This window comes from Azoarcus indigens (genome assembly GCF_004361735.1).
GTDB classification, from domain to species: domain Bacteria; phylum Pseudomonadota; class Gammaproteobacteria; order Burkholderiales; family Rhodocyclaceae; genus Azoarcus; species Azoarcus indigens.
In genome coordinates this window covers 47,752-59,070 of record NZ_SNVV01000010.1, presented here as the reverse complement: position 1 = coordinate 59,070, position 11,319 = coordinate 47,752, and the positions used below count along the sequence as shown (strand labels likewise).

12 protein-coding genes are annotated in these 11,319 nt (G+C 67.2%); 7 read left to right on the top strand and 5 right to left on the bottom strand.

Going from position 1 to position 11,319, the window contains the following annotated elements:
- The first annotated feature begins 177 nt into the window (after positions 1-177).
- Positions 178-741, top strand: a complete 564-nt coding sequence (locus tag C7389_RS12725; protein WP_133591973.1) for a hypothetical protein — start codon at positions 178-180, stop codon at positions 739-741.
- A gap of 163 nt (positions 742-904) precedes the next feature.
- Positions 905-1,390 (top strand): ribonuclease E activity regulator RraA, encoded by a 486-nt coding sequence (gene rraA, locus C7389_RS12720; protein ID WP_133591971.1) that lies wholly within the window; start codon positions 905-907, stop codon positions 1,388-1,390.
- Between the two features lie 93 nt (positions 1,391-1,483).
- Here the strand turns inward: rraA and C7389_RS12715 are convergent, their stop codons facing one another.
- The 5 genes from C7389_RS12715 to C7389_RS12695 form a co-directional block, all read right to left on the bottom strand.
- On the bottom strand, positions 1,484-2,665 hold the full coding sequence (locus C7389_RS12715; RefSeq protein ID WP_133591969.1) for an ABC transporter substrate-binding protein: 1,182 nt from the start codon (positions 2,663-2,665) through the stop codon (positions 1,484-1,486).
- Positions 2,666-2,772: 107 nt separating this feature from the next.
- On the bottom strand, positions 2,773-3,489 hold the full coding sequence (locus C7389_RS12710; RefSeq protein ID WP_133591967.1) for an ABC transporter ATP-binding protein: 717 nt from the start codon (positions 3,487-3,489) through the stop codon (positions 2,773-2,775).
- Positions 3,486-4,235 carry an ABC transporter ATP-binding protein gene (locus tag C7389_RS12705; RefSeq protein WP_133591965.1) on the bottom strand — a complete coding sequence of 250 codons (750 nt, stop codon included), beginning with the start codon at positions 4,233-4,235 and terminating at the stop codon, positions 3,486-3,488. Before C7389_RS12705 ends, C7389_RS12710 begins: the two co-directional genes overlap by 4 nt.
- Positions 4,232-5,233, bottom strand: a complete 1,002-nt coding sequence (locus C7389_RS12700; protein ID WP_281275381.1) for a branched-chain amino acid ABC transporter permease — start codon at positions 5,231-5,233, stop codon at positions 4,232-4,234. Before C7389_RS12700 ends, C7389_RS12705 begins: the two co-directional genes overlap by 4 nt.
- A 2-nt stretch (positions 5,234-5,235) precedes the next feature.
- The gene (locus C7389_RS12695) at positions 5,236-6,156 is read right to left on the bottom strand and encodes a branched-chain amino acid ABC transporter permease (protein WP_133591961.1); all 921 of its coding nucleotides are present in this window, start codon (positions 6,154-6,156) and stop codon (positions 5,236-5,238) included.
- Between the two features lie 577 nt (positions 6,157-6,733).
- Here C7389_RS12695 and C7389_RS12690 point away from each other — a divergent pair.
- The 5 genes from C7389_RS12690 to C7389_RS12670 all read left to right on the top strand — a co-directional run bounded on the left by C7389_RS12690 (position 6,734) and on the right by C7389_RS12670 (position 11,183).
- Positions 6,734-7,681, top strand: coding sequence for a PDR/VanB family oxidoreductase (locus C7389_RS12690; protein ID WP_133591959.1), 948 nt, complete (start codon positions 6,734-6,736; stop codon positions 7,679-7,681).
- A gap of 29 nt (positions 7,682-7,710) precedes the next feature.
- On the top strand, positions 7,711-9,063 hold the full coding sequence (locus C7389_RS12685) for an aromatic ring-hydroxylating dioxygenase subunit alpha (protein ID WP_133591957.1): 1,353 nt from the start codon (positions 7,711-7,713) through the stop codon (positions 9,061-9,063).
- Positions 9,050-9,586 (top strand): aromatic-ring-hydroxylating dioxygenase subunit beta, encoded by a 537-nt coding sequence (locus tag C7389_RS12680; protein WP_133591955.1) that lies wholly within the window; start codon positions 9,050-9,052, stop codon positions 9,584-9,586. The genes C7389_RS12685 and C7389_RS12680 overlap by 14 nt, the downstream gene beginning before the upstream one ends.
- 152 nt (positions 9,587-9,738) lie before the next feature.
- Positions 9,739-10,350 (top strand): cysteine hydrolase family protein, encoded by a 612-nt coding sequence (locus tag C7389_RS12675; protein ID WP_133591953.1) that lies wholly within the window; start codon positions 9,739-9,741, stop codon positions 10,348-10,350.
- Positions 10,347-11,183, top strand: a complete 837-nt coding sequence (locus C7389_RS12670) for an SDR family oxidoreductase (protein WP_133591951.1) — start codon at positions 10,347-10,349, stop codon at positions 11,181-11,183. Before C7389_RS12675 ends, C7389_RS12670 begins: the two co-directional genes overlap by 4 nt.
- The last annotated feature ends 136 nt before the right edge of the window (positions 11,184-11,319 follow it).

Below are 11,319 nucleotides of genomic sequence, written 5' to 3'. Positions count from 1 at the left end.
AAGGTCACAGGCAACACAGCCCCTTTATGGGGCTGTTTTTTTGTGCCCTGCTTCGGCTCCGTTCTTGGCGGACGCGCTCCCTTCCCCCGGTCATGTCCAGCCCTATTTCCTTTCTCCTGGCGCGGTTATTGCAGGACTGCTTGGCATTTCTTAACTCAAACCAAGCAGGAGTGTTAGATGCTGTTCGACCGCTATGAGCAACAAGGGCTGCTGTTCAACATGAACTTCAAGGAAGCCACCAGCGAGGCCGGCAAGGCCGCCTACCGGGGCGAGCTTGTCCTGGTCGAAGGCGAGGTCGGTGATGCGGCGGGCCGCCGCAAGCCGCCCACGGTGGTGATGCGGGGCGCGGTGCTGCTGTCGGATGGCGACAAGGTCGTCATGGCCGGCGGCATGCTGAACGACATCGATGAAGTGCCGCTCTTCTTCCAGAAGTACGGTGCCGACCTCACCCCCGACAGCAAGCTGCTGTTCTTCGTGGTGAACGTCGCCAAGCCGCTGTTCACCGAGTTCAATGGCAGTTCCGCCACTCTGATCCCGCTGCAGGACGGCATGGTGTGGAACGAGCTGATCGATGAGCTGAAGCTGGAAAAGGGCGACTTCAAGGGCCAGTCCGCCGCCGACAAGGTGCTGACCGTGGCGGCTGCCTTTGGTGACTACGCCCCCAAGTATCCGACCGTGGGCTGGGACGAAGTGGTGGCCACCAAGACCAACGCGGTGCGCGAGGCACGCGGTCCGGTCTGAGTCCTTCGCGCGACTTGTCGCGTTCGGCCCTGTCGGCTGTCCTACAACGGACGGCCGGCGGGCCGCCCGAAGCTCCCTCAGCATCCGTTATGATGCGGACGCCCCGGCGCCGCCGGGTCCGGACCCCGCTTCCGGTTTGTCCCCGCCTCATCACGGAGCCAGCATGTCCCTCGCCATTCAGACCGCAGATCTGTGCGACGCCCACGAAGACAAGGTCAGCGTCGTCGCCCCCATGTTCCGCAGCTTTGGCGGCCGTAGCGCCTTCGGCGGCCCCATCTCCACCCTCAAGCTGTTCGAGGACAACGCCCTCGTCCGCACCGCCCTCGCCTCGCCCGGCAATGGCCGCGTGCTGGTGGTGGATGGCGGCGGCTCGCAGCGTTGCGCCCTGGTCGGCGACCAGCTCGGCGAGCTGGGCGTGAAGAACGGCTGGGCGGGCGTGGTGGTGTACGGCTGCATCCGCGATTCCAAGATGCTGGGCGGCATGGACCTGGGCGTGTTCGCCCTCGGCACCCATCCGCGCAAGTCCATCAAGCGCAACGTCGGCGAGGTCGACATACCCGTCACCTTCGGTGGCGTCACCTTCGCGCCCGGCCACTATCTGTACGCGGACGAGGACGGCGTCATCGTTTCCGCCGAAGCCCTGCTGTAAGAAGGACGAAGGGCGCGGAGCCTTGCGGCCACCGCGCCCATCTTGCGAAAAACACCGGCGCGGCCGTCCGGCCGCGCCATCCCGCCGCCGGGATCAGCCGCCCATCTTGCACTCGCCGGCAAACGGGTCCTTGTAGCCCTGCACCACCGTGCTCACCGTCTTGTTGGTGATCTTGCCGTCCGCGGTCTTGTAGACCTCGCGCATATACAGATCGTGGATGGGGTACTGGTTGTTGTTGAAGCTGAACTTGCCGCGTACCGACTGGAAGTCCGCCGCCTTCAGCGCCTTCTGGAAGGCCGCATGGTCTTCGATCTTGCCGCCGACCTTCTTCACCGCGCTGTCGATCAGCAGGGCAGTGTCGTAGGCCTGGGCGGCGTACATGGTCGGCGTGCGGCCGTAGGTCTTCACGAAGTCGGCGACGAAGCGCTTGTTCGCCGGGTTGTCCAGGTCGGCTGCCCACTGGGAGGAGTTGTACAGGCCGACGATGGATTCGCCCACCGCCTTGATGGTGTCTTCGTCCGCCGAGAAGCCGGGGGCGAGCAGCGCCATCTGCTTGTTGAGGCCGGCACCGTCGAACTGCTTGATGAAGTTCACGCCCATGCCGCCCGGCAGGAAGAAGAACACCGCGTCCGGCTTGGCGACGCGGATGGTCGCCAGCTCGGCGGCATAGTCCAGCTGGCCGAGCTTGGTGTAGATCTCCTCGACGATCTCGCCCTTGTAGAGGCGCTTGAAGCCATCCAGGGATTCGCGGCCACCGGGGTAGTTGGGCGCGATCATGGCGACGCGCTTGTAACCCTTGTCGGTGGCGAACTTGCCCATGGCCGCCGGAATGTCTTCGTTCTGCCAGGCCACGGCGAAGAAGTTGGGGTCACACTTTTCCCCGGCGTAGTCGCGCGGACCGGTGTTCACCGACAGGTAGGGCACATTGGCCTGCAGGATGCCCGGCAGCACCGGCAGCAGCACGTTGGAGAAGACCACGCCGGTCACCAGGTCCACCTTGTCGCGCTTGAGGAAGCGCTCCACCGTCTGGCGGCCGGTCTGCGGGTTCTGCTGGTCATCGACTACGTCCAGCTTCACCGGCAGGCCGCCCAGCTTGTCGCCGGAATGGGTCAACGCCAGCTTGAAGCCGTCGCGCACGTCGGAGCCAAGGGAGGCGCCGGGGCCGGACAGGGTGGTGAGGAAGCCGATCTTGATCTCGTCGGCGGCCAGCGCCGGGGCGCAGGTCAGGCCAAGCGCCAGCAAGGCGGCGGCGGTACGGGTAAGCGTGCCTTTCATCGTGAATCTCCGTGGGGGGGTTTGGGATGCGGAACGGCGGATGAAGAACGGCATGGCAGCGCGTCTCGTGGATCGCGCCGTCCCTGCCACCAAAGCCGGGCGCGTGTTCATACGCCCATGTAGCGGTGCCACAGGCTGCGGTCCGCAGCCAGTTCTGCAGACGAACCCGACCACACGATGCGGCCGCGCTCGACGATGAGGTGGCGGTCGGCCAGTTGCACCAGCCGATCCACATACTTGTCCACCACCAGCGTGGTTTGCCCCTGCTCCTTGAGCAGCGCCAGGCAGCGCCAGATCTCGTCGCGGATCACCGGCGCCAAGCCTTCGGTGGCCTCGTCCAGGATCAACAGCCGGGGATTGGTCGACAGCGCACGCCCTATGGCCAGCATCTGCTGCTCGCCGCCGGAGAGCTGGTTGCCGAGGTTGTCGGCACGCTCCTTCAGGCGCGGGAAGAGGGCGTAGATGCGCTCCAGCGTCCAGCCATCACGTAGGTCGTTACGGTTGTCGGCGAAGGCCACCAAGTGTTCCCGCACCGTGAGGTTGGGGAAGCAGTGGCGGCCTTCCGGCACGATGGCCACGCCCATGCGGGCGATGGCGTCCGGGCGCTGGCCGCCAATGGGCTTGCCAAGGAAGCGGATGTCGCCGCGGCTGGGCGCGAGCAGGCCGACGATGCTCTTGATCGTGGTGCTCTTGCCCATGCCGTTGCGGCCCAGCAGGCCGATCACCTCGCCCGGCTGGATCTCGAAATCCAGCCCGAACAATACCTGGCTGCCGCCATAACCGGCCTGCAGGCCGGAACAGGACAGAAGGGCCTCGTGCTTCATGCCTCCACCTCCGAACCGAGATACACCGCCTGCACTTCCGGATGGGACTTGATCTGCTCGGCATTGCCGCTGGCCAGCACCTTGCCGTACACCAGCACCGAAATGCGGTCGGCCAGCCTGAACACGGCGTCCATGTCGTGCTCGATCAACAGGATGGCCATGTCGCGGCGCAGGAGCTGGATCAGCTCCACCATGCGCGCGGACTCGTCCGGCCCCATGCCGGCCATCGGCTCGTCCAGCAACAGCAGCTTGGGATTGGCCGCCAACGCCAGCGCCACGTCCAGTTGGCGCTGGGCGCCGTGCGGCAGGCTGCCGGCAATGCGGTCCAGCTCGCTGCCCAGGCCGACGCGGCCCGCCAGCGCAACCGCCCGCTCGATCAACTCCGCCTCGCCATCGCGCCGCCCCAGCGGCAGGAAACTGCTGCCGCGATGCGACTGCACCGCCAGCATCAGGTTGCTGAGCACGGTGGCCTTCTTGAACAGATTGGTGACCTGGAAGCAGCGCGACAGCCCCGCCCGCACCCGCTTGTGCGGCGGCATGCCGGTGAGATCGACGCCATCCAGCACAATGCTGCCGCCATCGGCCGGCAGCATGCCGGAGATGAGGTTCACCAGCGTGCTCTTGCCGGCGCCGTTGGGGCCGATCAGCGCATGCACCTCGTTCGGCGCGACCTCGATGGAAACATCGTCGGTGGCGCGCAGGCTGCCGAACTGCTTGACCAGGCCACGGGTGGAAAACAGCGTCATGCCGACCTCCGCAGCAGATAGAAGATGCCGCCGCGGCCTTCGCCCTTGCCCGCCGGCGAACGGTGGAACAGCGCGCCCAGCCCCTCCGGCGCGAACAGGATGATGGTGATCAGCAGCGCGCCCAGCGGCCAGTGCCAGTACTCGGTGCTCATGCGCAGGGTTTCTTCCAGCGACACCCACACCGCAGCGCCGATGACGCCGCCCCAGCGATGCCCCAGCCCGCCGAGCACGACGATGACGATGAGCACCGCCGACTGCGACCAGTGCATGCTGCTCGGGCTGATGAAGCTGTTCTGCGTCACCATCAGCGCGCCGCCCAGCCCGGCCACCGCCGCGGCAATGACGAAGGCCTGGAGCTTGAGCAGGAATACCGGATAGCCCAGCGCCATCATGCGCGACTCGTTGTCGCGGATGCCGACCAGCGCCTGGCCGAAGCGCGAGCCCACGCTGCGGTGGAAGAACAGGAAGCAGGCCGCGCACACCGCCAGCACTACCCAGTACAGCGTGGCATCGTCCGCCGCATCCAGGCCGAAGCCCAGCACCGGCCGGGAGTACAGGTTGTAGCCGTCGTCGCCGCCATACACCCGCAGCGACACCGCCAGGTAATAGAGCATCTGGGCAAAGGCCAGGGTGATCATGATGAAATACACCCCCTTGGTGCGCAGCGACACCGCGCCGATCAGCAGCGCAGCCACCGCCGCCGCCAGCATCGCCCCGCCCCACAGCGCCCAGGCGTTGGTGACGCCGGCCTCGGTCATCGCCACCAGCGCATAGGCGCCGACGCCGACGAAGCCGGCGTGGCCCAGCGCCACCATGCCGCCGTAGCCCATCAGGTAGTTCAGGCTGGTCGCGATCAGCATCACGATCAGCATGCGCATCACGAAGCCGGTGTAGTAGTCCAGCCCGAAGTGCGGCGCCACCGCCGGGAATACCGCCAGGCCCAGCAGCACCAGCGCCGGTCCGGCGACGGCCATGGGATTCGTCTCTTTCGTCGTCATGCTCATCCCCTGGCCGGGAACAGGCCGCCCGGCTTGAAGCAAAGAACCACCGCCATCAACACATACATGGCGATGCCGGCCAGCGCCGGGCCCACGTCGGCCGCCAGCGCCGGCGCCATCACCTCGCGCAGCAGCGGCGGCACGAAGGCGCGGCCGGCGGTATCCACCACGCCGACCAGCATGGCGGCGACGAAGGAGCCGCGCACCGAGCCGATGCCGCCGATCACGATCACCACCAGCGCCGGAATCAGAATGCCCTCGCCCATGCCGATCTGCACCGAGGTCAGCGGCCCCATCAAGGCGCCGGCCACGCCGGCCAGCGCGGCACCAATCACGAACACCAGGGTGAATACCGACTGCACCCGCACGCCCATCAGCTCGGCCATCGGCCGGTCCGAAGCACCGGCGCGCACCAGCATGCCCAACCGGGTGTGGTTCACCACAACGTACAGCGCCAGCGCCGCCACCACGCCCGCCACCAGGATCAACAGGCGGTAGGAGGGATAGGGCAGGTCCGGCAGCAGCTGCACCGGGCCCGCGAGCGCGGCCGGGGTGGACGCCATGATGGGCGAGGCGCCCCACATCCACTTGACGAAGTCATCGGCGAGCAGGATCACGCCGAAGGTGGCCACCACCTGGTTGAGGTGGTTGCGCTTGTAGAGGCGGCGCATCAGCGTCACCTCCAGCAGCGCGCCGATCAGCATGGTGACCAGCACGCCGCACAGCACCGCCGCCAGGAAGGAATGGCTGGCCTCATGCACGGTGGCGGCGATGTAGGCACCGAACATGAAGAGGGTGCCGTGCGCCAGGTTCATCGTATCCATGACCCCGAACACCAGGGTCAGGCCCGCAGCGAGCAGGAACAGCATCAGGCCGTAGCCGATGCCGTTGATCAACTGCTCGATGATGAAAATGCTGTCCATTGCCGTTCTCCGCCGTGTCCGCCGTCAGGCAGTCCGCATGCGGAAACAAGGGCTACAGGAAGGGGCCGGCGCAACACTGCCGCGGCGGCTCTCCGCAATCGATGCTTCTGCTTTCAAGTTGATCTCTCCATTGGGAGCGGCCCGCTGCGCGGCCTCTTTGCCGGGCTAGCCCGGCGTTCGGGGGGATTGCTTTCCCGCCAGCCTGAAAACGATTCTTGGGGAATTTCCCGGCAGGGACTATCCGGAATAGGCAAGCTGCAAAAACCGCTTTGTCCGAATCAGGCAAGCACCAAATCGGCGCTGCAGCGCACACCTTGCGGGCCGGGCCGCCGCCGCCGCCCCGGCCCGCAAGCGGCAAATCCATACGCAGTCTGGCGCCACGCCCTGCCGGCGGCCCTCCTCCACCGCACTGCCAGCAGCCGATTTCCACCCCTGCAGGAGCCGGCCGCCCGGCGGCCCGCACCGCGGCGGTGCAATAAGCGGACAAGTGCTGCCAATCGCGGCTATTCCCCTACCGCCGGGACGAATAAATTTTTCCTCGCTGGCACAGCCGGCGGCATTTCACGGAGCTTTGTTCATGACCCCGCTTTCCCTGCGCGTCGACCAGATCGACACGCTCACCCCGCTGATCCGCAGGCTCATCCTGCGCACCACCGACGGCACCCCGGCGCCGGACTACACCGCTGGCGCCCATATCGAACTGCATGTGCCGGGCGAGCGCCCGCTGCGCCGCGCCTACTCGCTGGTGACCCCGGCGAGCGGCGGCGATGCGCTGGAAATCGCGGTGCAGCTGGAAGCCGAAGGCACCGGTGGTTCGCGCTGGGTACACAGCCTGAGCGTGGGCGAGGTGGTGGAAGTGTCGCCGCCGAAAAACCTCTTTCCGCTGGAAGAGGCCGCCGAGGAACACCTGCTGTTCGCCGGCGGCATCGGCATCACCCCCATCCTCTGTATGGCGCGGGCGCTGGCCGCCGCCGGCAAGCGCTACGCCATGCACTACGCCGCCCGCGACCGCGAGCGCGCCGCTTACTGCACCGAGGTCGAGGCGCTGGAGCACGCGCGCTGCTGGTTCGACGGCGGCGATCCCGCCAAGGGCATGCCGCTGGCCGAAGTCATAGCCGCGCCGGCCGCCGGCCGACACCTCTACGTCTGCGGCCCCAAGGGCTTCATCGCCGCGGTACTGGATACCGGCCGCCAGCTCGGCTGGGCGGACGCCAACCTGCACTGCGAACTCTTCACCGGCGCGCTGGATGAAGCCGGCGACCGCCCCTTCACCGTGGAACTCAGCACCAGCGGCGTCACCCTGGAAGTGCCGGTGGGCAAGACGGTGATGGACGTGATGGAGGAAGCCGGCCTCGACCCGATGTTCGACTGCCGCCGCGGCGAATGCGGCATCTGCGTCGCCAAGGTGCTGGATGGCGAGGCCGACCACCGCGACATCTGCCTGTCCGAGCGCGAGCGCAAGGAAGGCGGCTTTTGTACCTGTGTTTCCCGTGCCCGGTCCGAGCGGCTGGTGCTCGAGCTTTAACCAATAACCTTGTCATCAGGAGAGCAGCCATGAGTCTGACCACCGAAGCGCTTGCCGCCATGGTGCGCGACGACAGCGTGCACAAGCGCGTGTACACCGACCCCGAGATCTTCGCCCTGGAGATGGAGCGCATCTACGGCCAGGCCTGGATCTACGTCGGCCATGAAAGCCAGGTGAAGAAGACCGGCGACTACCACACCACCCGCATCGGCGACCAGGACGTCATCATGGTCCGCGCCGCCGACGGCAAGGTGCACGTGGTGTACAACCGCTGCCCGCACAAGGGCGCCAAGGTCGTGCCCGATGGCGATGGCTGTACCGGCAAGTTCTTCCGCTGCCCCTACCACGCCTGGACCTTCAAGCTCGACGGCTCGCATCTGTCGCTGCCGCTGAAGAACGGCCTGGAAGGCACCTGCTACGACCCCGCCAACCCCGACTTCTCGATGAAGGCGGTGGCCCGCGTCGACAGCTACCGCGGCTTCGTCTTCGCCAGCCAGTCGGCCGAAGGCCCGGACCTCAAGACCTTCCTCGGCGGCGTCGCCTCCTCCATCGACAACCTGTGCGAGCGCTCGCCGGTGGGCGAGGTGGAAGTGGCCGGCGGCACCTTCCGCGTCATGCAGAAATCGAACTGGAAGGTGTTCTACGAGAACCTGCACGACACCATGCACGCCCGCGTCACCCATGAATCCTCCTTCGTCGCCGCGCGCGAGGAAGCCAAGGAAATCGGCGAAATGCCCTTTGAGCTGCTGATCATGGACGGCAACGGCGAGCCCTACGAATTCTGGGAAAAGCTGGAGCTGCGCGCCTACCACAACGGCCACGGCTACATGGAAGCCATCTTCGACCCGGCCGCCGCCACCCGCGACCCGGTGTCGCGCGAGCACTTTGCGGTGCTCACCGAAGCCTACGGCGAAGAGAAGGCGCGCCAGATCATGGGCATGAACCGCCACAACACCATCATCTACGGCAGCGGCTCGCCGCACACGGTGTTCCAGCAATTCCGCGTGATCCGCCCGATCAGCGTGGACCGCACCATGATCGAGATCCAGACCTTCCGCCTGAAGGGCGCGCCGGACGCGGTGTTCGACCGTGCGCTGACCTACGCCAACCTGATCAACTCGCCCTCCTCCAACGTCATGCCGGACGACGTCGAGGTGTACAAGCGCTGCCAGGAAGGCAACCAGACCCGCGGCGGCGACTGGGTGAGCCTGCACCGCTACCTCGGCACCGACAAGGAAACGCCGGACGGCATGGTGTCCACCAACGGCACCAGCGAACTGCCGATGCGCAACCAGTTCGCCGCCTGGAAGCAGTACATGCTGAACCCCGCCAAGACTCCCACCCAGGCTGACAACAAGGAGGCCGACCGTGCAGCTGCTTGATCGTAGTTTCGACGTCTCCACCACGCCGGTCGCCGGCGCCACCCTGTCGCTGGAAGCCATCCGTGGCGTCGAGCAGTTCCTGTTCCGCGAAGCCCGCCTGCTCGACGAACGCAAGTTCGCCGAATGGCTGGCGCTGTGGACCGAAGACGGCCGCTACTGGGTGCCGCGCTTCCACGACCAGGCCAACCCCTTCGAGCAGATCTCCCTGTTCTGGGAAGACAAGATGCTGCGCGAGGTACGCGTGCGCCGCGTCGAGAACGCCCGCAACTGGTCGCAGCAGCCGCTCACCCGCAGCGCCCACCTCGTCGGCAACATCACCATCGAAGGCCTGGACGCCGCCGGCCACCTCATCGTGCGCTCCACGTTGCAGCTCACCGAATGGCGCATCGACCAGCGCCAGCTCGCCGGCTCGGTGTTCCACAAGCTGGCGGCCACCGAAGACGGCGGCTGGAAGATCGTGCTCAAGCGGGTGAACCTGGTGAATTGCGACGACGTGTTCGCCAACCTCGAGGTGTTCATCTAAATGCGCGCGTCCGCACGGCCGCCCGAAGGAAAGTGCGCCCCTCCCCTGGGGAGGGTGGAGCAGGGGTTTCGCGGCGCCCCGCTCCGCGCCTGCGTAACGAGCCGGCTGCGCAAAGCCGGCGCTCCGGTGCGCCTGGACGGGAGGGCAGAAACATGACAGCGCCGGTTGTCCTCGCTCTGCACTACCAGAACGACCAGCTGCACCCCGAGGGCCGCATCCGTGTGGGCCTCAGTGAGGACGATCCGGCGCGCGCCCGCCTCATCGCCGCCGCCGGGCGGCTGCTGGCGGGCGCCCGCGAACGCGGGTGGCCCGTCATCCACGTGCGCATGGCCTTCCGCCCGGACTACGCCGACCTCGCCCGCAACACCCCCATCTTCCGCAAGACGGCGGAAATTGGCGCGGTGCGCGACGGCCACTGGGGCTCCGAATTCTTCGCCGAACTCGCGCCGCTGCCAGACAGCCCGCGCGAGTTCGCCTTCAAGCACAACCGCATCAGCGCCTTCTACGGCACCGAGCTGGAAGCGCTGCTGCGCCTGCTCGGCGCCACCCGGCTGGTGATCGGCGGCATCGCCACCCACTCGGTGGTGGAAAGCACCGTGCGTGACGCCGCCGACCGCGGCTTCGAAGTCACCGTGGCCGCCGATGCCTGCGCCGCCGCCGGCTCCGCCCATGACAATGCGCTCGCCAGCATGAAGCTGATCGCCGAGGTCAGCGACGTGGAAGGCGCGCTCGCCGCGCTGAGCGCGCAGGGGAAATCCGCATGAGCACCACCGAAACACAGCGGCTGGCCGACAAGGTCGCCATCGTCACCGGCGCCACCCAGGGCCTGGGCGCCGACATCGCCCGCGTGCTCGCCGGTGCCGGCGCCACCGTGTACATCGTCGGCCGCGGCCGCGAAGCCGGCGAGGCCGTCGCCGCCGGCATCGGCGAGAGTGGAGCCGCAGCCGTCGGCGGCAGCGCCCGCTACCTGGAAGCCGACATCACCGACGATGCCGCCATCGAACGCTGCATCCGCACGGTGATGGACGACTGCGGCCGGCTGGACCTACTGGTGAACAACGCCTGCAGCTACAACGACCGCGGCCTGGCCTCCTCCCGCGCCGAATGGCTGGCCACGCTGAACGTGAACCTGGTATCCGGCGCCATCTTCACCCAGAAGGCCGCCGAGGTGATGCGGCCCGGCAGCGTGGTCATCAATCTCGGCAGCACCGGCGGCAAGTTCGGCGCCGACGGCCGCGCCGTCTATCCCGCCTCCAAGGCCGCCATCATCCAGATCACCAAGAACTTCGCCGTCAGCCTGGCGCCGCTGGGCATCCGCGTGGTCTCCATCTCACCGGCCTGGACTTGGTCGCCCTCGGTGGAAAGCATGACGGGCGGCGACATCGCCAAGGCCGACGCCGTCGGCGCCCACTTCCACCCGCTGGGCCGCGTCGGCCGCGGCGAGGAAATCGGCCGCGCCATCGCCTTCGCCGCCAGCTCGGATGCGTCGTGGATCACCGGCATCGACATCCCGGTGGACGGCGGCTTCTCCATCCTCGGCCCGGACCAGGGGCGCTCGCCGCGGGAGTGGTTCGGCAAGCTGTTGCCGGAAAGCTGACGCGCCCCGCGCAACACCGCCCAGCCGCCATCCGGACAAACCGCCGCCCTCCCATCGCCACGGCGGCGGCCCAGCATCCGGATCGCATCAAAAACCCGTGTTGGTATCATTCCGCTTCGCGGATGAATACGGCAAA

What these genes read in the sequence shown, in the direction of transcription:
- C7389_RS12725 (WP_133591973.1), top strand. Translation starts at nt 178, where the DNA reads ATGCTGTTCGACCGCTATGAGCAACAAGGGCTGCTGTTCAACATGAAC.
- rraA (WP_133591971.1), top strand. Translation starts at nt 905, where the DNA reads ATGTCCCTCGCCATTCAGACCGCAGATCTGTGCGACGCCCACGAAGAC.
- C7389_RS12715 (WP_133591969.1), bottom strand. Translation starts at nt 2,665, where the DNA reads ATGAAAGGCACGCTTACCCGTACCGCCGCCGCCTTGCTGGCGCTTGGC.
- C7389_RS12710 (WP_133591967.1), bottom strand. Translation starts at nt 3,489, where the DNA reads ATGAAGCACGAGGCCCTTCTGTCCTGTTCCGGCCTGCAGGCCGGTTAT.
- C7389_RS12705 (WP_133591965.1), bottom strand. Translation starts at nt 4,235, where the DNA reads ATGACGCTGTTTTCCACCCGTGGCCTGGTCAAGCAGTTCGGCAGCCTG.
- C7389_RS12700 (WP_281275381.1), bottom strand. Translation starts at nt 5,233, where the DNA reads ATGACGACGAAAGAGACGAATCCCATGGCCGTCGCCGGACCGGCGCTG.
- C7389_RS12695 (WP_133591961.1), bottom strand. Translation starts at nt 6,156, where the DNA reads ATGGACAGCATTTTCATCATCGAGCAGTTGATCAACGGCATCGGCTAC.
- C7389_RS12690 (WP_133591959.1), top strand. Translation starts at nt 6,734, where the DNA reads ATGACCCCGCTTTCCCTGCGCGTCGACCAGATCGACACGCTCACCCCG.
- C7389_RS12685 (WP_133591957.1), top strand. Translation starts at nt 7,711, where the DNA reads ATGAGTCTGACCACCGAAGCGCTTGCCGCCATGGTGCGCGACGACAGC.
- C7389_RS12675 (WP_133591953.1), top strand. Translation starts at nt 9,739, where the DNA reads ATGACAGCGCCGGTTGTCCTCGCTCTGCACTACCAGAACGACCAGCTG.
- C7389_RS12670 (WP_133591951.1), top strand. Translation starts at nt 10,347, where the DNA reads ATGAGCACCACCGAAACACAGCGGCTGGCCGACAAGGTCGCCATCGTC.